18 protein-coding genes are annotated in these 19,437 nt (G+C 63.3%); 9 read left to right on the forward strand and 9 right to left on the reverse strand.

Going from position 1 to position 19,437, the window contains the following annotated elements; translation table 11 throughout:
* Positions 1-41 precede the first annotated feature (41 nt).
* The 3 genes from HWX91_RS15345 (at position 42) to HWX91_RS15355 (ending at position 3,309) form a co-directional block, all read left to right on the forward strand.
* On the forward strand, positions 42-1,427 hold the full coding sequence (locus tag HWX91_RS15345) for an MFS transporter (protein ID WP_028196352.1): 1,386 nt from the start codon (positions 42-44) through the stop codon (positions 1,425-1,427).
* A 359-nt stretch (positions 1,428-1,786) separates the two neighbouring features.
* Positions 1,787-2,614, forward strand: a complete 828-nt coding sequence (locus HWX91_RS15350; protein WP_028196351.1) for a ferritin-like domain-containing protein — start codon at positions 1,787-1,789, stop codon at positions 2,612-2,614.
* Between the two features lie 170 nt (positions 2,615-2,784).
* Entirely contained in the window at positions 2,785-3,309 is a 525-nt protein-coding gene (locus HWX91_RS15355) for a hypothetical protein (protein ID WP_028196350.1), read from the forward strand.
* A 38-nt stretch (positions 3,310-3,347) separates the two neighbouring features.
* Here HWX91_RS15355 and HWX91_RS15360 read toward each other — a convergent pair whose 3' ends face one another.
* The 4 genes from HWX91_RS15360 to HWX91_RS15375 form a co-directional block, all read right to left on the reverse strand.
* Positions 3,348-4,925 carry a DEAD/DEAH box helicase gene (locus HWX91_RS15360; protein WP_028196349.1) on the reverse strand — a complete coding sequence of 526 codons (1,578 nt, stop codon included), beginning with the start codon at positions 4,923-4,925 and terminating at the stop codon, positions 3,348-3,350.
* Positions 4,926-5,149: 224 nt separating this feature from the next.
* A complete protein-coding gene (gene trhA, locus HWX91_RS15365; protein WP_028196348.1) occupies positions 5,150-5,770 on the reverse strand; it encodes a PAQR family membrane homeostasis protein TrhA in 621 nt (206 codons plus the stop codon).
* A 117-nt stretch (positions 5,771-5,887) separates the two neighbouring features.
* Complete coding sequence (locus HWX91_RS15370; protein ID WP_028196347.1) at positions 5,888-7,186, reverse strand: c-type cytochrome; 1,299 nt, start codon at positions 7,184-7,186, stop codon at positions 5,888-5,890.
* Positions 7,187-7,207: 21 nt separating this feature from the next.
* Entirely contained in the window at positions 7,208-7,939 is a 732-nt protein-coding gene (locus tag HWX91_RS15375) for a c-type cytochrome (protein ID WP_035519891.1), read from the reverse strand.
* A 374-nt stretch (positions 7,940-8,313) separates the two neighbouring features.
* Between HWX91_RS15375 and copC the strand changes: the two genes are divergently transcribed.
* Together copC and HWX91_RS15385 are read left to right on the forward strand one after the other, a co-directional pair.
* Positions 8,314-8,691 (forward strand): copper homeostasis periplasmic binding protein CopC, encoded by a 378-nt coding sequence (copC, locus tag HWX91_RS15380; RefSeq protein WP_028196345.1) that lies wholly within the window; start codon positions 8,314-8,316, stop codon positions 8,689-8,691.
* Complete coding sequence (locus HWX91_RS15385; RefSeq protein ID WP_028196344.1) at positions 8,688-9,617, forward strand: CopD family protein; 930 nt, start codon at positions 8,688-8,690, stop codon at positions 9,615-9,617. The genes copC and HWX91_RS15385 overlap by 4 nt, the downstream gene beginning before the upstream one ends.
* Positions 9,618-9,721: 104 nt before the next feature.
* Here the strand turns inward: HWX91_RS15385 and HWX91_RS15390 are convergent, their stop codons facing one another.
* From HWX91_RS15390 to dgoD, 4 genes are all read right to left on the reverse strand, one after another.
* Positions 9,722-9,985: a YodC family protein gene (locus HWX91_RS15390; protein WP_370689572.1), complete on the reverse strand. Its 264-nt coding sequence runs from the start codon at positions 9,983-9,985 to the stop codon at positions 9,722-9,724.
* A gap of 2 nt (positions 9,986-9,987) precedes the next feature.
* Positions 9,988-10,290, reverse strand: coding sequence for a hypothetical protein (locus HWX91_RS15395; RefSeq protein WP_028196343.1), 303 nt, complete (start codon positions 10,288-10,290; stop codon positions 9,988-9,990).
* A 273-nt stretch (positions 10,291-10,563) separates the two neighbouring features.
* Entirely contained in the window at positions 10,564-11,874 is a 1,311-nt protein-coding gene (locus HWX91_RS15400) for an MFS transporter (protein WP_028196342.1), read from the reverse strand.
* A gap of 65 nt (positions 11,875-11,939) precedes the next feature.
* Entirely contained in the window at positions 11,940-13,088 is a 1,149-nt protein-coding gene (gene dgoD, locus HWX91_RS15405) for a galactonate dehydratase (RefSeq protein ID WP_028196341.1), read from the reverse strand.
* A 193-nt stretch (positions 13,089-13,281) separates the two neighbouring features.
* Here dgoD and HWX91_RS15410 point away from each other — a divergent pair, with 193 nt between their 5' ends.
* Positions 13,282-13,959, forward strand: a complete 678-nt coding sequence (locus HWX91_RS15410; protein ID WP_028196340.1) for a FadR/GntR family transcriptional regulator — start codon at positions 13,282-13,284, stop codon at positions 13,957-13,959.
* Between the two features lie 66 nt (positions 13,960-14,025).
* Here HWX91_RS15410 and HWX91_RS15415 read toward each other — a convergent pair whose 3' ends face one another.
* Positions 14,026-15,564, reverse strand: a complete 1,539-nt coding sequence (locus tag HWX91_RS15415) for a DHA2 family efflux MFS transporter permease subunit (protein ID WP_028196339.1) — start codon at positions 15,562-15,564, stop codon at positions 14,026-14,028.
* Between the two features lie 179 nt (positions 15,565-15,743).
* Here HWX91_RS15415 and HWX91_RS15420 point away from each other — a divergent pair, with 179 nt between their 5' ends.
* The 3 genes from HWX91_RS15420 to HWX91_RS15430 all read left to right on the forward strand — a co-directional run bounded on the left by HWX91_RS15420 (position 15,744) and on the right by HWX91_RS15430 (position 19,431).
* On the forward strand, positions 15,744-16,187 hold the full coding sequence (locus HWX91_RS15420) for a MarR family winged helix-turn-helix transcriptional regulator (RefSeq protein WP_028196338.1): 444 nt from the start codon (positions 15,744-15,746) through the stop codon (positions 16,185-16,187).
* Between the two features lie 128 nt (positions 16,188-16,315).
* Positions 16,316-17,179 (forward strand): LysR substrate-binding domain-containing protein, encoded by an 864-nt coding sequence (locus HWX91_RS15425; RefSeq protein WP_028196337.1) that lies wholly within the window; start codon positions 16,316-16,318, stop codon positions 17,177-17,179.
* A gap of 143 nt (positions 17,180-17,322) precedes the next feature.
* Positions 17,323-19,431 carry a LamG-like jellyroll fold domain-containing protein gene (locus HWX91_RS15430; protein WP_028196336.1) on the forward strand — a complete coding sequence of 703 codons (2,109 nt, stop codon included), beginning with the start codon at positions 17,323-17,325 and terminating at the stop codon, positions 19,429-19,431.
* Positions 19,432-19,437: the final 6 nt, after the last annotated feature.

Below are 19,437 nucleotides of genomic sequence, written 5' to 3' on the forward strand. Positions count from 1 at the left end.
CGCTTGCAGCGCGTCAAATATCAGGCAGGGCAGGAGACATCATGAACACCCCCGCGTCGCAACCCGCGACAGCTTCTCCCCATTCCACGTCCGCGCCGCTTTCCAAAGCGATGGTGCGGCGTATCGTGTTTTCGTCGTCGGTCGGCAATGCGCTCGAGTGGTTCGACTTTCTGGTCTATGGCTACTTTGCGACGATCATCGCGAAACAGTTCTTTCCGATGCATGACGAGTGGCTCTCGACGCTGCTCGCCATTGCAACCTTCGGCATCTCTTTCCTGATGCGGCCGTTGGGCGCCATCGTGCTGGGCATGTACGGCGACCGCAAGGGCCGCAAGGCGGCGCTCACGCTCGCGATCGCGCTGATGATGGTCGGCACCTTCACGATGGCCGTGATGCCGCCGTATGCGTCGATCGGTCTCGCGGCGCCCGTGTTGATTCTGCTTGCACGGCTCGTGCAAGGTTTTGCGGTGGGTGGCGAGTTCGGCAGCGCGACGGCCTTCATGGTCGAGCATAGCGCGTCGCGTCGCGGCTACTACGCGAGTTGGCAGTTCGCAAGCCAGGGTCTCGCGGCAATCACCGCGGCGGCCTTTGGATCGCTGCTGACCGCGTGGATGCCGCCCGAGCAACTCAATAGCTGGGGCTGGCGCCTGCCGTTCGTGTTCGGTCTGCTGGTCGGGCCGGTGGGCTATTACATCCGTTCGCATCTCGACGAGACGCCGGAGTTTCTCGCGTTGCGTAAAGAACGTGAGGCAAGCGAAGCGGCGCGCCAGGCCGCGGGCAAGCGTCAGGCGCTGCCCCAGGAGAAGAACGCGTCGTTCAGCAGTCAATGGGTGAACCTGTTGCTGGCCGTGGGCATCGTGGCGCAGTCCACGGTCGGCGTGTACGTGCTGCAACTCTACATGCCGATGTACGCGGTCAAGCAATTGCATATGCCGGCTGCGGCGTCGTTCGGCGTGGTGGTGCTCAACGGCGGCTTGCAGTTCCTGCTCTCGCCGGTGATGGGTGCATTGTCCGATCGCATCGGCCGGATTCGCATCATGCTGACGACGTCGATCCTGATGGGCGTGCTGATCTACCCGATGTTTGCGTTGCTGCAATCGCATCCGACGCTCGGCTGGCTGCTTCTGCTGCAAGGCACCGCCGGAATCTTCAAGGCGGCCTATTCCGGGCCGATGCCCGCGCTGATGTCGGAGATCTTCCCGACCCAGGTGCGCTCCACCGGTCTTTCAATCGGTTACAGCATTGGCGTGACGATTTTCGGCGGCTTTGCGCCGACGATTGTGGAGACCTTCATTCACTTGACTGGCGACAAGCTTGCGCCAAGTTACTACGTGTTGATTGCCGCAGTGCTGTCGGGCTTGTCGCTGGTCGTCGTTGCATGGCGTATGCGGCGCGTCCGGCAGCTCGAACGCGTCCAGCTCGCATGACGCCATGACGCTTCGGCCGGCGGCCGTTGTGCTGTGCAGCGAGCCTTGCCGCAAGCGTCGCCGTGCCAGACATGCATCCGCGTCAACTCAAAGCCAGCTCTTCGAGCTGGCTTTTTTTCGCCTTGCGGGCCCCGCTTGTAATCAACCGAAGGATTCGACTACCGTGAATCTGGAACTGCGGGAGCCCGGCATGGTCTGTGCTGGGTTATCTGCAGAGTTGCTAAACACCGGCTAAGATGCAAGATACAAGGGGTTAACTCTAATTCAAGGCGCTGTATCCGACACGGCGGACCGTCCTTGCAAGCGGGCGGTTCCGGGCGGGCTCCACGAGTCGATACAGCTTTCGGAGCAAAGACACAATGCACACTGAGCTGAACCATGTGATGCCCTGGCGGATCGAGGATATCGACCTGACCCGCATAGATCGCCAGAAAGCGGTAGCTAACGAAGACCTGCTGCTTCTGTTGTGCGCCGCTTCGTTTATTGAAAGTGGTACCGATCTTTACACCAGCAATCTGAGCACCTTCTTCGACGGCGACCCGGAAGTTTCGGCGTGGCTCAATCAGGAATGGGAACCGGAAGAAATGCAGCACGGCCGGGCGCTCAAGACGTATATCGCCTACGTCTGGCCGGAGTTCGACTGGGACACCGCGTTCCGCAATTTCATGGAAGAGTATTCGCTGACCTGCTCGGTCGAAGACTTCGAGAAGACCCGCGCGCTTGAAATGGTTGCGCGCTGTGTGGTGGAAACGGGCACCGCCACGCTCTATCGCGCGATCGGCGAATGTTCGGACGAGCCGGTGCTCAAGCAGATCACCGACAACATCCGTACCGACGAGGTCCGTCATTACAAGCACTTTTTCAAGTACTTCAAGAAGTACAACAAGATCGAAGGAAATGGGCGTCTTGCGGTTCTCGGCGCGTTGATGCGTCGTGTGATGGAAATCAAGAACGAGGACTCGGAGATCGCGTTGCGTCATGTTTTTGCGATTCGATATCCGGAGCGGGTGCATGATTCGGCCTATAACCGCGAACGCGCGGCGCGCATCAACGCACTGGTGCGGCGCAATCTGTCGGCGGACATGTGCGTGAAAATGCTGCTCAAGCCGCTCGATATTCCGGCCAGGATTCAGCCGGGTGTGCATTACCCGCTCGCCAAGATCACGCAGCACGTGTTTTTCCGTTGATGTTCTTCGGCTGAGCTTGCGACGTATGGATGAAGAGGAATGGCCCGCTCGCGCGGGCCATTCGTTTTTCGAGGCATGATTGATCGTGGCAACGCCAGCGGCGCCACCAATGTCCGCGGCGCTGGCAACCCGCGCGACCCCCGTAACCCGTTTCAGACCGGATCGATACGATGAGCGATTTTCCTTCACCCGAACGCCCGCTCGAACAGCATGTGTTCGACGAATGGCCTGACGCGGTCCGCGCGCTGTTCGACGGCTCGTCACTGGCGAGCAAGACGGGGTTCACCGCGGCGCTGCTCACCGTCGATGCGAACGGCCACGTGCGCACGTCGCTGCTCGGCGTCGGCGAGTTGTACGCGCCTGATTCGCGTTCGCTCTGCCTCGCGTTGTGGCCACAGGCCCGGGCGGCGCGCGTGATCGCGCAAAGCGGACGGGCCGCGCTGACGTTCGTCTGCGATGAAGCGTTCTATCAGGTGCAGTTGCGCTTGACGCCGCTAGCGGGCGTGGCAGGCGACGACAGCGGCCTCGTGTACCTCAGCGGCTCGATCGACACGGGGGAGGCGCAAAGCGTGCGTTATGCGCGCCTGACAAGCGGCATTACGTTTGAACTGCAAGGGGAAGGGGAGGCGGTGCTCGATCGATGGGAAAGCCAGATCGAGCACCTGAAGCAAGCTGCCGCTGCGGCTAGCCGTTAGTCGGGGACCGGGGCTAGCGAGCAGGCATTGCCTGAAACTTAACGGCCGCGTTGGCCGCTGCGCGTCGGCTGACCGCCGCGCGGTGCGTCGTTGCGCGGCTTGGCGCCGCCGAGCAGTGCACCCGGGTTGCCGCCTTGCGGTTTTGCACCTTGCGGCTTGCGCGGCGCGTGTTGCGCGGCGCCCCCTTCGTGCGCCGCTGCACGCGGCTGAGCGTCGTGGCGCTGGCCGTCGCGGCGCGGCTGGCCGCCGTTGCCTGCCGGCTTCGCAGCTTGCGGCTTCGGTTGCTGCTGACCATTCGCCGGACGCTGGCCCGCGCGTGGCGCCGGCTTGGCAGCCGACGCGCCATCGCGCCTGACACCATCACCCCTACCGCCATCGCGCTTCGGCGCACCCTGGCTCTGACGCGGCGAACGACCGCCACCGCCGCCACCACCTTGGCCGCGGCGCAGAATCGGCTCCGGCTTCGCGGTCGGATCCGGTTCGAAACCGGCGATCACTTCCTGCGGCACCGGACGCTTGATCAGCTTCTCGATGTCCTTCAACAGTTGCAGTTCGTCGACACACACGAGCGAGATCGCCTCGCCCGTCGCGCCCGCGCGGCCCGTGCGGCCGATGCGGTGCACGTAATCTTCCGGCACATTCGGCAGATCGTAGTTGACCACGTGCGGCAGTTGATCGATGTCGATGCCGCGCGCCGCGATGTCGGTTGCGACCAGCACTTGCAGCGTGCCGTCCTTGAACTCGGCGAGCGCACGAGTACGGGCCGACTGACTCTTGTTGCCGTGAATCGCCAGCGCACTGATGTTGTCTTTCGTCAACTGTTCGGCGAGGCGGTTCGCGCCGTGCTTGGTACGCGTGAACACCAGCACCTGGAACCAGTTGTGTTGCTTGATGAGGTGCGTGAGCAACTCACGCTTCTTGTCGCGGTCGACCGGGTGAATCTTCTGCGCAACCGTCTCGGCCGTCGTGTTGCGGCGCGCGACTTCGATCAGCGCCGGCGAGTCGAGCAGATTGTCGGCGAGCGTCTTGATCTCGTCGGAGAAGGTAGCCGAGAACAGCAGGTTCTGGCGCTTCGGCGGCAACTTCGCAAGCACGCGCTTGATGTCGTGGATGAAGCCCATGTCGAGCATGCGGTCGGCTTCGTCGAGCACGAGAATCTCGAGATGCGACAGATCGATGGTCTTCTGCTGCATGTGGTCGAGCAAACGGCCAGGCGTTGCGACGACGATGTCCACGCCGCTGCGCAGCGCGCCGATCTGCGGATTGATGCCGACGCCGCCGAACATCACGGTCGACTTCAGCTTCAGATACTTGCCGTATGCACGCACGCTTTCTTCGACCTGGGCGGCCAGCTCGCGCGTCGGCGTGAGGATCAGTGCGCGCACGACGCGCTTGCCCGAGGCCGAGGTGACGGCGGGCATGGTGTTCAGACGCTGCAGGATCGGCAGCGTGAAGCCGGCGGTCTTGCCGGTGCCGGTCTGTGCGCCGGCCAGCAGGTCGCCGCCGTTGAGCACAGCGGGGATCGCTTGCGTCTGGATCGGAGTCGGGGTGGTGTAGCCGAGTTCGTGGACAGCGCGGACCAGCGGTTCGGACAAGCCGAGGGAGTCAAAAGACATAAATGCTCTTTGCAATGCAGTTTCGCGAACGGCACCAGACGGCACCACGTGGACCCAAGCGGGTACAGGCGCGGCATGAACACGCCCGCATGGCGCGTTCGAGGCCAAAGCCCAGTTCCGGTCGCAGAGAAATCGGCGGCACGCGCGATACGCGTGCCGAATGCTTCAACGCGCTATGCAGACACGTTGACTGGCCTTAAGTTGCATTTCGCCGCCGTGGGATGTCATGCGACGTAGCGCGCGACACTGACGAATTGACACAGACTGCCCGCCAGTACGAACAGGTGCCAGATACCATGTCCGTGCCGGATGCGCTCGTCGTTGATGAAGAAGTAGATACCGGCACTATAGATGACCCCGCCGGCCACGAGCCAGGCGGTACCCGCTGCCGGTAAAGCTTCAACCAGCGGGCGGACGGCAACGAGCGCGAGCCATCCCATCAATACATACAGCACCATCGAAACGCTGCGGGTGCGTCGTCCGAGCGTCAGTTCCTGCACGATGCCGAGAGCGGCAAGCCCCCAGCTTACGCCGAATAGCGACCAGCCCCACGGTCCACGCAACGTAACAAGTGTGAATGGGGTGTAACTGCCGGCGATCAGCAGGTAGATCGCCGAATGGTCGCATTTCTGCAGGACCGCTTTGACCCGCGGATTGCGCACGCTGTGATAAAGCGTCGAGATAGCATACAGCACGAACAGCATTGCACCGTAGACACTGAAACTCACCACCTTGTACGCGTCGCCAGCGAGCGCGCCCATTGTCACGAGCGTAGCCAGCCCCACCACCGACAGCACGGCGCCGACGAGATGGGTAATGCTGTTGAAACGCTCACCGACATGCACGGCTCTTTCCTCCTGCGCGGTTCATAAGGGTTTATCCCCACATGATACCGGTCCTGAAAAAACGAAGGGCGCGGCCGCGTGATTCGCAGGCCGCGCCCCAAGTGCATCACACGCTGCTTAGTCGAGCGGCGCCGAGCGCAGATCGGACACTTGCTGCGGCGACACAGCCGTACCGTGGTTGCCCCACGACATACGAATGTAGGTCACGACGGCGGCCACTTCCGTGTTCGACAGTGCCTGGGCAAACGGCGGCATGCCGTACGGATGCGGATTGGCATCCGTGCTCGGCGGGTAACCGCCGTTCAGCACCATGCGGATCGGATTGACCGCCGACGGCATCTGGATCGACTGGTTGTTCGCCAGCGGCGGGAAGGCCGGCGGCATGCCGAGGCCGTTGTCCGCGTGACACTTCGCACAGTTGTCAGCGTAGATCTTCTGACCTTGCTTCAACAGTTCGCCACCGAACTTTTCCGACGTTTCGAGTTGCAGGGGTTCCGGCGCCTCGCTCTTCTGCGGAATGGTCTTCAGGTACGTAGCCATCGCATTGATGTCTTCGTCCGACATGTACTGCAGGCTGTTGTGAACCACTTCAGCCATCGGACCGAACACCGCGCCGCGATTCGACACGCCGGTCTTCAGCAGATCGGCGATGTCTTTCGTGTCCCAGTCGCCGAGACCGGCTTCCTTGTTCGACGTCAACGACGGTGCATACCAGTTCTGCAGCGGGATCAGGCCGCCGGCGAATGCCGCCGAGCTGACCGGGCCGCCCATGGCGTTGATCGACGTGTGGCACATGCCGCAGTGGCCGAGGCCTTCGATCAGGTACGCGCCGCGATTCCATTCGACCGACTTGGTCGGATCAGCCTTGTACTCGCCTTCGCGGAAGAACAGCGTGCGCCAGCCGATCAGCATGTTGCGCTGGTTGAACGGGAATTTCAGTTCATGCGGACGGCTCGGCACATTGACCGGCGTGACCGAGCGCAGGTACGCGTAGATCGCGTCCGAGTCGGCACGCGTGACTTTCGTGTAGCTCGTGAACGGGAAGCCCGGATACAGCAGGCTGCCGTCTTTCGAACGGCCCGTGTGCATCGCGCGGTAGAAGTCGTCCTGCGTCCACTTGCCGATACCGTACTGGTCGTCAGGCGTGATGTTCGGCGTGAACATCGTGCCGAACGGCGTGGCCATGGGCAAGCCGCCGGCGAATTGCTTGCCGCCGCGCACCGTGTGGCAGGCGATACAGTCGCCGGCGCGGGCGAGGTACTCGCCCTTCTTGATCAGCGCGGCCTGGTCGGCGGGCGTTGCCGCCATAGCCGAGCCGTTATGCAGGTTGTCGCCGCCCGACCAGAGGACGGGAACGAGTGCGGCAGCCGCAACGACGACGACAGCCGAGAGGGCGAACAAAGACTTGCGTTTCATTTGAGTGTCTCTCCCGGTGCCTTATTGCGGTTCGCTGCCGCAGGCAAGCGGAGTCTTCATCGAGCGGGCCGGAGCCGGCACGGGGTTTTGTGGGGCCGTTTGCGTGGAAAGCCATGCCGCGACGGCGTTCACGTCGTCATCGGTCAGACGGGTGGCGATGGTGTGCATGCAATCAGGGGCGATGGCATGACGCGAACCCGAACGCCAAGCACCCAACTGCGCGCTGATGTAGTCCGCATGCAGACCGACCAGACCCGGAATCGCGGGCTCCATGCCGGTCAACGCCTTGCCGTGGCAAGCCGCGCAGGCCGGAATCTGTTTCGATGCGTCGCCGTGCAGCACGATCTGCTGGCCGCGCGCAACGATGGCCGCCGACACCGTCGGCTTGGCCGGCGCCGGGTACGGCGGGCGTTGCTGCGAGAAGTACGTGGCGATCTGATGAAGGTAGTCGTCAGAGAGATACGTGACGAGGTAGTTCATGGGCGGATACTTGCGGCGCCCTTCGCGGAAGTTCTGCAACTGGTTGTACAGATAGTCGGCCGGCTTGCCCGCCAGGCGCGGGAAGTAATCGTTGTCGGTACCTTGGCCGTGCGAGCCGTGACAGGCCGTGCAGCCCTGCACGCGCGCTTCCATCGTATCGGGGGCCTTCGGTTGAGTCTGCGCTTTCGCAGCGCTATAGACACCCGCGGAGCCGATCAGCAGAAGGGCAAGCAGCGGGCGGAAAATGCGTCTTGAAGACACGCGTAACTCCATCAAAATCGGGGACCTGACCGAACTTCGAGCGGCTCGGTGTGAAGGGCAGCCGGCGCTGCGGCGACGCAGCATTCTATCATCGAAGGGTGATGGTGACTATTTGCCACATTAGAGAAGGTTCCTGGTGTGATAACCATGCGACAGTTTGACGCGCGCTGGCGCCGTCAGGTGGTAAGTGGCCGGCCGTCTCGATTTTGTCCGGACGAGGCCGGGCGCGCGCCCGGTTCAGGTCGGTTGGCGTGACAAAGCAGGTTGAACCGACGCGCGTACCGGCCATCGAAGCGTACACTTCCGGGCTCGCCGGCCTCTGTCCGGCGTCCGTGCCCTTAAGCCCAACGTCCACCGTTTTACTTTTCACAAGCTATCGGCCTTACATGAAGCTATTCAATTTTTCCCGCCTGGCGCTGCGTGCGTCGATGGTCGGCGCCGCCACGCTGGTCGTGACGTCGACGGCTTTCGCTCACGCGCATCTGATCTCGAGCGAGCCGGCGGCGAACGCGGAAGTGACCGCCCCCACTGAAGTGACGATCCATTTCACCGAGCCGCTCGAGCCGGCTTTCAGCCGGATCGAACTGAGCGACGCGAGCGGCAAGCCCGCCGCGCCGGCTGCGTCGCAAGTCGACAAAAGTGATGCAAAGGTGATGCACCTGGCGCTGCCGCAACTGACGGCCGGCCGCTACGCAGTGCAATGGACCGCAGTTGCCACGGACGGCCACCGCACGCAAGGCAACTTCGCGTTCATCGTCAAATGAGCATGGACGGACTGTGGATCGGGCAGGTCGCCATGGCCGCGCTCATGAATGTCGCGTTTGCGTTTGCCGTCGGTTCGGCGTTGCTCGGCGCGTGGCTCGCTAAAGACGCTCAGGCCAAGATCAACCCTGCGCGCCCCGCCTGGTTGCGCGCGCAACGGTCGATGCTGACGGCCACCGTCGTGCTGGTGCTCGCGGATCTCGGCTGGCTGCTGTATCAGGCGGCGTCGATGAGCGGCGTCGCGCTGCCGTCGGCCATCGGCGTGGTGCCGACCGTCCTGACGCAAACCCACGTCGGCTATGGCTGGAGCGTGGCGTTCGCCGGCGCGCTGCTATTGCTGGGCACCACCATGGCCGGTCATACGGGCATGTTGCGCAATGCGCTGCTGTGGTTCGCGGTGATCGTGATCGCGGCGGGCAAGGCGTCGCTCGGGCACGCGGCCGATGCCGGTCCGCTGTCGGCGCCGATCGCCATGCAGACGCTGCATGTGCTGGTCACGAGCGTGTGGGGCGGCCTGGCCATGGCGGCGGGGCTCTCGGTATTGCCCGCGCTCGGCACTTCGACCGCCCGCGGGATGTTGATCCGCACGGCGACGCAGGTGTCGAACGTATCGATTGTGGCGGTCGGACTGGTGCTGCTCACCGGCATCTTCAATGGCGTGCGCGGCTCGGGCGGCTCGTTCCAGGCGATCGAGATGAGCACGTGGGGTCACGTGCTCACGCTGAAGCTGACGCTGGTCGGGCTTGCGCTGGTGCTCGGCGGCCTCAACCGTTTCCTCGCGCTGCCGCGCCTGCGCCGCACAGCCTCGACGATGGACGCGCATACCTTCGTCAACGTGCTGTATCTGGAAGCGTTGGCGATGATCGGCGTGTTCGTCGCAGCGGCCGCGTTGGCGCACAGCGTGCCGGCCTTTGCCGCATTGGGCTGAGGTCAAAAAAAGCGCCGCACAGCAAGAGCGTGCGGCGCAATACACACGGTCGCCCGGCGGTGGCCGGCTGATCCGTTACTGCCTGGTGCTGTCCTGCTGCCCTTTCAGGCGGCGAGTGCGTTATGCACCCGCTCCAGCGTTTCTTCCGGAAACATCTCCTGTTGCAGTTCGCCGTCGTCGCCGAACCACTGGCAGATCAGCCAGTTACCCGGCGCGAACAGTACCGGCCCGCTCCAGGCGGCGGTCATCCGGCGTCCACCGGACTTGAGCGTCAGGACGTCGCCGACGCGGTAGATGGGTTTTGCAGGCTTGGTGGGCCTTGCAGGCCGCTTTCCCGGCCGCATCGCGAGCATCCGTTCGATCAGCACGATTATTCGAGGCCGAGCCGGTGTCCGACAATCGGCGCGCAGAACAGCGCGATCGCGCAACCCGCCGCCTTGCCTTCCAGCTCCGCGCCGGCGGCGCGCGAGCCGTACATCTGCGTCAGCAAATCGAAGAGTTGCGGCAGGCAGTACAACACCGCGGCCGCGATAAAGCATTTCTCGACCACGGAGATGCGCCAGCCGCGCTCATAGGCGAGCATTGCACCGACGAGGCGAAGCACGCCGAACACTACCAGCGCGCCAACGGCAGCCTGTTCTCGGATCAGATAGTCTGGAAGGAATTCGCCCATGATGTTCCCCGCTGCATGTGTTGTTTGAGCACATTTGAGCAAGGAGCGGGCCATGCGTATGTCCGCTGCCGGACATACGACGTGAGAACCTTTGTGGATAAGGCTTTGCCCAAGGTGGGCGGGAGCGTGCGAACAGTCGGAAAACGCGGTTTCAGAGCGTTTCGGTCCGCGATGTTACGTAACTGCGACGGCGCGCGCGTCACGCCACGTAACGCCGCGTGACGTGACGCGCGAGGCGCCGGGAAAGCGTTCTGAAAGGCGCCTGGCTGGTCTTCAGCGAATCCGTTCGATGCGGCCGACCAGAAACAGATACGACAGCGCGCCGAGCAGGCCGACCGCGCTCATGAACACCAGCGCGGGCTTGAAGTCGTCGTTTCGGACAATGAGACCGATCACGATCGGCACGCAGATCGACGACAGATTGCCCATCAGGTTGAACATGCCGCCGGTGAGGCCGAGCAACTCCTTCTTCGCCATCGACGACACCAGAACCCACGTGATCGACGAAAAGCCGCTGCCGAAGAAAGCGATCGCCATGAAGAGGATCACCATCGACGGCGTCTCGACATAGTTTGCACCCACGATCGCGGTGGACAGCAGCAAGCCGGTCACGATCGGCACCTTGCGGGCGACGGTGGCCGACACGCCACGCCTGATCATCCCGTCCGACAGCAGTCCCGAACTCAGAATGCCGACGAATGCGGCGAGAAACGGCACGGCCGCCATGAAACCGGCCTTCAGGAAATCCATGTGCCGGTATTTGACGAGATAGGTAGGGAACCACGTCAGGAAAAACCACAGCGTCGAGGTCACCGCGATCTGGCCGATATACACGCCCCACAGTTTGCGGTTGCCGAGTACCGCGCGCCAGTCGGCGGCCGTATAACGCGCGCGGGCGCGGCGCGTGTCGCCCAGTTCGACGAGCCCCCCACCTGCGCGGATCGCCTCGAGTTCAGCCTCATTCACATCCGATGCTTCCGACGGCTCGCGATACAACGCATACCAGACCAGACCCCACGCGACACCAAGCGCGCCGGTCAGAAAAAATACCCCCTGCCAGCCGAAATGCTGCTGGGTAAGAACGAGCGCCGGTGTGAGAAACGCGAGCCCGACATATTGACCGGACGTGTAGGTGGCAATTGCGCGAGCCCGTTCGCTGTCGGGAAACCAGGTGGTGACGACACGATTCAGCGTCGGATAGGCCGGCGCCTCCAGTGCGCCGAGCAGCACACGCAACGACAGCAGGATCGCGAACGTGCCGGCGAAGCCTTGCAGAATCGTCGCCAGCGACCACAGCCCGATGACGAGCGCGAGCAGCAGCCGCGGCCGCGTGCGGTCGACCAGCATGCCGCCGGGAATCTGCAGCAATGCGTATGACCAGCCGAATGCGGAGAAAACCAGCCCCATATGGGCCGGATCGAGTTGCAGATCTTTAGCGATCGCGGTCGCGGCGATCGACAGATTGCTACGGTCGAGATACGTGATGACGACGGTGACGAACAGCATCGCAAGCAGACGGTGGCGCTTGCCGGTGGCATGCGTTCTAAGGTGGGTTGTCTCCACGGAGGGTGTCCTCTTATTGATTTTGCTGGCGGCGCGGCGGGTGAGCCAAAGAAAACGCCGCCCGCAGGCGGCGTTCACCTACACCATCACCATTCCGCGACGCTGCCGTCCTCGTGGCGCCACACCGGGTTGCGCCAGCGGTGGCCGACCTTCGCCATCTCGCGCACCTTCTCTTCGTTCACCTCGATGCCGAGGCCCGGGCCCTGCGGAATCGACACGAAGCCGTCTTCGTATTTGAAGACTTCGGGGTTCCTGATGTAGTCGAGCAGGTCGTTGCCCTGGTTGTAGTGAATGCCCAGGCTCTGTTCCTGGATGAACGCGTTGTAGCTCACGGCGTCGATCTGCAGGCAGGTGGCCAATGCGATCGGACCGAGCGGGCAGTGCAGTGCGAGCGCGACGTCGTAAGCCTCGGCCATCGATGCGATCTTGCGGCACTCGGTAATCCCACCCGCGTGCGACGCGTCCGGCTGAATGATGTCGACGTAGCCGCCCGACAGGATGTGCTTGAAGTCCCAGCGCGAATACAGGCGTTCACCCAACGCGATCGGCGTGTTGGTCTGATTGACGATGTCGCGCAAGGCTTCCGCGTTTTCCGACAGCACCGGCTCTTCGATGAAGAGCAGTTTGTACGGGTCGAGTTCCTTGGCCAGCACCTTTGCCATCGGCTTATGCACGCGGCCGTGAAAGTCCACGCCGATGCCGATGTTCGGCCCGACTGCTTCGCGCACCGCGGCGACGTTGTTGATCACGCCTTGCACCTTGTCGAAGGTGTCGATGATCTGCAGCTCTTCCGAGCCGTTCATCTTCACCGCCTTGAAGCCGCGTTCGACCACGGCGCGCGCGTTGTTCGCGACGTCGCTCGGACGATCGCCGCCGATCCACGAATACACCTTGATCTTGTCGCGCACCTGGCCGCCCAGCAGCGCGTGAATCGGCACGCCATGATGCTTGCCCTTGATATCCCACAACGCCTGGTCGACACCGGCGATCGCGCTCATGGTGATTGGGCCGCCGCGGTAGAAGCCCGCGCGATACATCACCTGCCAATGGTCTTCGATCAGCAGCGGGTCTTTGCCGATCAGATAGTCGGACAGTTCCTCGACCGCCGCCGCCACCGTGTGCGCGCGGCCCTCGACCACCGGCTCGCCCCAGCCGACGATGCCTTCGTCGGTCTCGATCTTCAGGAAGCACCAGCGCGGCGGAACGATGAAGGTTTCGAGCTTGGTGATTTTCATGGTGTGCGTCTCCTTGCGGGCTGGGCGTCCGCGTGTGCGGAATATTTCGAGGATTCACATGCTACAACAAAAGCGCGCTTAAGTACTATTAATAGTACTATTGGCCAAATAGTGGCAGGATGCCGGATAATCGCGGTCCATCGCGGGCTCAGGTCCGATATCAAAAGCGCCGAGAGGCTGAGGGGAGAAAGCTATTCAGCACGATCTGCATGGGCGCGTCGCCCATCTGCTGGCGACCGCGATATTGCGCGGCGACTACGCGCCCGACTCGATCCTGCCGCGCGAGGCCGAGTTGATGGACACCTTCGGCGTGAGCCGCACGGTGCTGCGCGAGGCGCTGCGCACGCTTACGTCGAAAGGGTTGATCGAATCGCGTCCGCGAGTCGGCACGCGCGTGCGGCCGAAACACGCGTGGAATCTGCTGGATGCCGATGTGCTCGACTGGTACTCGCGCGTTGCCGAGCCGATGGCCTTCGCGCTCAAGTTGCAGGAAATGCGCGAGATGATCGAGCCGTACGCGGCGGGTCTGGCTGCGGCCTCGCATACGGACAACACCTTTAATGCGCTGGCGGCGGCCCATGCGTCGATGGTCGCGGCGCGTAATGTCGACGAATGGGTGCGTGCCGATCTGCAGTTTCATCTGAGCGTGCTGACGGCATGCAGCAACGAATTGCTGATTCCGCTCGGCACGCTGATCGAGCGCACGCTGGAAGCGCAGCTTCGCCTGAATGCGAAACGTGCGGACGTGTTCAATGCGTCGCTGGCCGAACACACGGCGGTGTTCGAAGCAATCCGCGACCGTGATGCGAACGCGGCGCGCGAGGCGATGGCGGGATTGCTGGGCGTGACGCGCGGAAGAATCGAAGGGTAAGCGCGACGCGAATCGGTTAAGCGTGGCGCGAATGCGCCGCTGCATCCGTTGACTCGATCCTCGCGTTCAATCCATCGCCGCGTGCGCGACCGACGTATCCGGTGCGTGGCGCGCCGGCCGGATCAACAGCAGCAGCGGAATCACCAGCAGCGTAGCCATGAACATCAGTTTGAAGTCGTTCAGATAAGCGATCATCGACGCCTGCTGCGTGATCGACGCGTTCAACACCGCCAGGTCGTAGTTCGATCCACTATTGAGCATCGGCTGGATCGCCGGATTGAACGGCGTGATATTCGCGGCGAGGTCCGCGTGCGAGACCTGCGTGTTGCGCGTCATCAGCGTCTGCACGATCGAAATGCCGATACTGCTGCCGATATTGCGCATCAGGCTGTACGTCGCGGTGCCATCCGCGCGCAGTTCAGGTGTCAGCGTGGAGAAGGTCAGCGCGCTCAGCGGTACGAACACGAGGCCGAGCCCAAAGCCCTGAATCACACCAGGCCAGACGATGTCCGAGGCCGACAGCACGATCGTGTAATGCATCATCTGCCACAGCGCGAAGGCGGAGATCAGGAAGCCGGCGAGCAGCAACAGCCGCGCGTCGATCCGCTTCAGTAGCCGCCCGGCGAACAACATTGCGACCATGGTTCCGGCGCCGCTCGGCGCGGTCACAAGCCCCGTGGTTGCGACCGGGTAGTTCATCAGGTTCTGCAGCATCGGCGGCAGCAACGCGCGCGTCGCATACATCACGGCGCCGATCACGAAGATGAAGAACGTGCCGGTCGCGAAGTTCGGGTCCTTCAATAACTCGTATTTGAAGAACGATTTTTTTCCGACCGTGGCCGTATGCACGAGGAAGAACGCGAAGCTGATTGCCGCGACCAGCGCTTCGATAACGATCTCATTCGAGCCGAACCAGTCGAGTTGTTCGCCGCGGTCGAGCAGCGCTTGCAGCGCACCGATCGCGAGACCCAGGGTGGCAAAGCCGAACGCGTCGAACTTCGCGTCGTGCTTCGGTTCGCGCGCGGGCAGGAAGGTGGCCACGCCGAATAGCGCGAACGCGCCGATCGGCACGTTGATGAAAAACACCCAGCGCCAGTTGTAGCTATCGGTGAGCCAGCCGCCGAGCGTCGGTCCGAGAATCGGTCCGACCATCACGCCCATGCCCCACACCGCCATCGCCTGACCCTGCTTTTCGCGTGGATTGATGTCAAGCAGGATCGACTGCGACAGCGGCACCAGCGAGGCCCCGAAAATCCCCTGAAGCAACCGCGACGCCACGATCTGCGTCAGCGATTCCGACAATCCGCACAGCGCCGAGGCGACCGTGAAGCCGCCGATCGCGAAGAGCAGCAGCCGCTTGACGCTCAACCGGTCGGACAGCCAGCCCGTCAGCGGCGTGGCGATCGCGGCCGCGACGATATACGAAGTCAGCACCCACGTGATCTCGTCCTGCGACGCGGACAGCGTGCCCTGCATGTGCGGCAGCGCGACGTTGGCGATCGTGCTGTCGAGCGTCTGAATCAGCGTCGCGAGCATGATCGAGACCGTGATCATCGGCCGGTTGAGCGGGGCGGCGGCGCTCGTCGGCGTGGAATCGGAGGGCATGGGGGAGGGGTTCTTCGATATAGTAAGCATGCTTAGTATATCGGCCGTCGGCACAGGTGCCCATCAGGAATTATGCGGAGCCTGAATTGCGCCCGCTTTGTTTCCGCCTTATTTCTGTGGCGTACCCGTTCGCCACGCATTCCGACGATGACAAGCCAAAGCCTTCGTATAATCCGCACATGACCATCCAACTCGAAGAACGCTTCGGCTTTCTGATTTCCGACGTCGGACGCCTGACAGGCAAGCGTTTCGACGATCTCGCGAAGTCGTCGGTCGATCTGACGCGCGCGCAGTGCCGCGTGCTGGCCAACCTCGCCCACTACGGCGACGTCAACCAGGCGCGGCTCGCGGACCTGCTCGAAGTCGCGCCGATTTCGGCGGGGCGGCTGCTGGACCGCATGGAAGAGGGCGGCTGGATTGAGCGCACGGCCAATCCGAATGACCGTCGCGAGCGTCAGGTGAGCATGACGCCGAAGGCCGAGCGCACGCTCGGCAAAGCACGCAAGGTGGGCGATAAAGTCGCGCTCGAAGCGCTGAACGGTTTTACCGACGAAGAAGCGAAGCAGCTCATCGCGCTGCTGCAACGGGTGCGCGGCAATCTCAGCAGCCTCGTGGACCGCTAACGCCGCGCGCACGGTATTACGTCCGCGCGTTCGCGGCGGCGCTTGCAACTCATTACAAAATCAAAAGCCGTTCGTAACGAAATTGTCACGTTGCGGTAATAAGTTGGAAGTTTTGCCTTTGGCCTTCCATGCTTGCTCCGCTTCTGGTTGCCTTTTACGAAACCGTCCGGCAGGGCAGTGTCACCGCCGCCGCCAAGCGGCTCGAAGTCAGTCAGCCGACCATCACGGCGCGCATCCAGCAACTGGAAAAACAATACGGTGTCGAGCTGTTCCACCGGCGCGGCAGCCGTTTCGATCTGACCGACGCCGGCGCCGCATTGATGCCGCTGATCGATCGCATGCAGCAAACCGAAAGCGATATCGACTTCACGCTGCGCAATGAACGCGAACTGGCCGCCGGCAATCTGCGGGTCGGCGCGACCGGGCCTTACTACATTCTGCCTGCCATCGCGGCGTTTCATCGGCAGTATCCGGCGGTCAAGATTTGTGTCGAGATCGGCAATTCTCAGCAGATCCTCGATGCGTTGCTCGATTTCCGCGTCGATCTTGCGGTGTCGTCGCAACGGGTCGACGATCCGCGTTTCGCACGCCGTACGATTGCCGACGATCCGCTCGTCGTCGTCGCGCATTGCAGGCATCCGCTGGCCGCACAGAAAGTGGTCAAGCTTGCCGACGTTGCCGCCCATACGCTGCTGCTGCGCGAGCCTGGCTCGCGGACTCGCGAAGCCACCGAGGGCGCGCTCAAGCGTATCGGCGTGGTGCCGGCGAGGCTGATCGAAATCGGCAGCCGTGAGGCGATCTACGAAGCGATCCGCCACAACATGGGCTGCACGCTGATGCCGCTTGGCGAAGCGCCGGCGCATCCCGATCTGCGTCAACTGCCGCTGGACGCCGACGCGCCGGTCCTCCAGGAGTATCTGTATTACCTCGAGGCGCGCGCGGGGTCACGTCTCATCACCGCCTTCATGGCCAACGTCGGCGTGGCCGCTTAACCGCCCCTTAGCGGTCCCTAAAAATGCTGATGCCGGTATCGGCCAGCTTGCGCAAAACGACATAGCCGCGTCGCCCGCGGTCCCTATCGTTGCAACGACTCGCCGGATGGTCCGGCGCATATCGGCATCGAGAGGGGACAAACATGAGACGGCACACCGTCGTGCAATTAGCCTGCGGTCTGGCGCTGCTCGGCGCGCTCGGCGCAACGGCTGCGCTGAGTGGCTGCGGCGGCACATCGCAAACCGGCGCCGGTGGTTCCGGCAACGGCGCGGGCAACACGCAAGCCAGCGCGGGTACGCCGGCCAGCACACCGGCGGCGTCCGCCGGGCCGGCAGCCAAAAAGATACTGCTGGTCGAACTCGACGGCGTGACGTACGGCGCGTTGAGCGCGGGGATCGCCGGCGGCAAGCTGCCCAATCTGGCGAAGCTGAACGTGGCGCCCGCGTACAGCGGCGGTGTCAACGGCACGCTGTCGCAGCAACCCAATCTCGATACGCCGGGCTGGGCGACCGTGCTGACCGGCACGTGGGCCGACCGTCACCAGATCAACTCCGACGCGCCCAATCAGGCCTCGCATAGCAGCACGGTGTTTCAGATGCTCAAGACCGCGGGCGCCGGCACGGTGGGCGCGGCCGTCGATTCGAGCGGTCTCGCGGCCTTGCTGACGCCGGATCAGAATGCCGGCAATCTCGACACGCTCGTGAACTGCGCGTCGGTCGACGCCTGCGTCACGCAGAACGGCGTGAACCTGATCGACAACGGCTACTCGCTGGTGTTCGCGCAATACCACTCGGCGCAGGACGCCGCGCTGAACGACGGGTTGTCGTCGGCGAACTATGCGAGCACCCTGGCGCAACTGGATGCCGCGCTCGGCACGCTGGTCGCTGAAACCGCCAAACGCAGCAACGAGAACTGGCTGATCGTCGTGACCAGCAGTCACGGTCTGAACGCGGCCGGCGGCACCGACGGCTTACCGCTGCCGGCCGAGTCGACCAGCTTCATCGCGCTGAACCAGGCGCCGAATGCGCGCCTCGGTAACACCACGGCGCCGACCACGATGGCCGCGCTCTACACGCGCGCCAGCATCGCCGACATCACGCCGACGCTGCTCGCCTACAAGGGCGCGCTGCCCGATCCCACGACCTATGCGCTCGACGGCGGCCAGTTCATCGGCGCCACGCCCGTATCGCAACTGCTCGGCACCACTGGTAGCGACAACGCGAGCCTTGTGCTGACGTGGACCGCGCCCGCGACCGGCGCGATCAGCGTGCTGCGCAACGGCACCTTGATTGCGAGCCTGCCCGCCGGCACGGCGACCTATACCGACAGCCAACTCGGCCTGACGACGACCGGCGTCTACCCGTTCAACTACACGGTGGTGGCCGGCAGCGCGCCGCTCGCGACGATCACCCAGGTTGTGTACGTGCAACCCCCGCCGCCCCCACCTCCGCCGCCGCCGCTCGCAACGACGCTGACCAACGGTCTGTCGAGCTACTACCCGTTCGGTGCGCTGCCGCCGGTCGATCGCCTGAACGCCAGCACGATGGGGCCGTGGGCTGCGGATGCCGATAGCGGCACGCTGGTCACCGATCCGTTCGGCGGCAAGGGTTTGCAGATCGACACGCATACGGTCGACAGCAATGGCTTCGATGGCTACAAGCTCACGCAGACCAACGACGTTACGACCCACGCGCAATTCACCATCGGCTTCTGGTTCTACACCTCGTGCGCGAATCTCACGGGTAACGGCACGCCGGTGTTCTCGAACAAGAACTACTACTCGGGCGGCAATGCCGGCATCGCGATCGGCCTGTTCCCGGGCTCGAGCACGAGCTGCAACATCCGCTTCAATCTCGGCGACGGCAGCACGCGTAACGACATTAACAGCCTGAACGTCAGCGCCAACAAGTGGACCTATCTCGCGCTGGCTATCGACACCACAGCGAAGAAGATCAACGCCTACATCTTCGATCCGGTGCTCGGCGAGCAGAAGGTGCTGGGCCAGGCGCTGAGCGTCAACATCGCCAAGCTGCCGGGCCTCGGTGTGTTCGGCCTGAACGAAGACGGCACCGGCCGCTACTACATGAATGCCTGTAACGACACGCCGCCGTACACCGTCGGCAAATGCGCGGCGACGCCGCCGGATGTACAGGCGTTCGGCGACCTCGCGCTGTGGACCCGTGTCGTCACCGAAACCGAGTTGCAGTCGATCTTCGGTTCGGGCCAGCCGTTGTCCACGCTTACCCACTGACCGGAG

Source organism: Paraburkholderia fungorum (assembly GCF_902833645.1).
Lineage (GTDB): Bacteria > Pseudomonadota > Gammaproteobacteria > Burkholderiales > Burkholderiaceae > Paraburkholderia > Paraburkholderia fungorum.

Bases quoted from the DNA above. Each gene is read 5' to 3' on its own strand.
- HWX91_RS15350 (WP_028196351.1), top strand. From the start codon at position 1,787: ATGCACACTGAGCTGAACCATGTGATGCCCTGGCGGATCGAGGATATC.
- HWX91_RS15430 (WP_028196336.1), top strand. From the start codon at position 17,323: ATGAGACGGCACACCGTCGTGCAATTAGCCTGCGGTCTGGCGCTGCTC.
- HWX91_RS15375 (WP_035519891.1), bottom strand. From the start codon at position 7,939: ATGGAGTTACGCGTGTCTTCAAGACGCATTTTCCGCCCGCTGCTTGCC.
- HWX91_RS15345 (WP_028196352.1), top strand. From the start codon at position 42: ATGAACACCCCCGCGTCGCAACCCGCGACAGCTTCTCCCCATTCCACG.
- HWX91_RS15360 (WP_028196349.1), bottom strand. From the start codon at position 4,925: ATGTCTTTTGACTCCCTCGGCTTGTCCGAACCGCTGGTCCGCGCTGTC.
- HWX91_RS15415 (WP_028196339.1), bottom strand. From the start codon at position 15,564: ATGCCCTCCGATTCCACGCCGACGAGCGCCGCCGCCCCGCTCAACCGG.
- HWX91_RS15385 (WP_028196344.1), top strand. From the start codon at position 8,688: ATGAGCATGGACGGACTGTGGATCGGGCAGGTCGCCATGGCCGCGCTC.
- HWX91_RS15355 (WP_028196350.1), top strand. From the start codon at position 2,785: ATGAGCGATTTTCCTTCACCCGAACGCCCGCTCGAACAGCATGTGTTC.
- HWX91_RS15420 (WP_028196338.1), top strand. From the start codon at position 15,744: ATGACCATCCAACTCGAAGAACGCTTCGGCTTTCTGATTTCCGACGTC.
- HWX91_RS15370 (WP_028196347.1), bottom strand. From the start codon at position 7,186: ATGAAACGCAAGTCTTTGTTCGCCCTCTCGGCTGTCGTCGTCGTTGCG.
- HWX91_RS15425 (WP_028196337.1), top strand. From the start codon at position 16,316: ATGCTTGCTCCGCTTCTGGTTGCCTTTTACGAAACCGTCCGGCAGGGC.
- HWX91_RS15395 (WP_028196343.1), bottom strand. From the start codon at position 10,290: ATGGGCGAATTCCTTCCAGACTATCTGATCCGAGAACAGGCTGCCGTT.
- copC (WP_028196345.1), top strand. From the start codon at position 8,314: ATGAAGCTATTCAATTTTTCCCGCCTGGCGCTGCGTGCGTCGATGGTC.
- dgoD (WP_028196341.1), bottom strand. From the start codon at position 13,088: ATGAAAATCACCAAGCTCGAAACCTTCATCGTTCCGCCGCGCTGGTGC.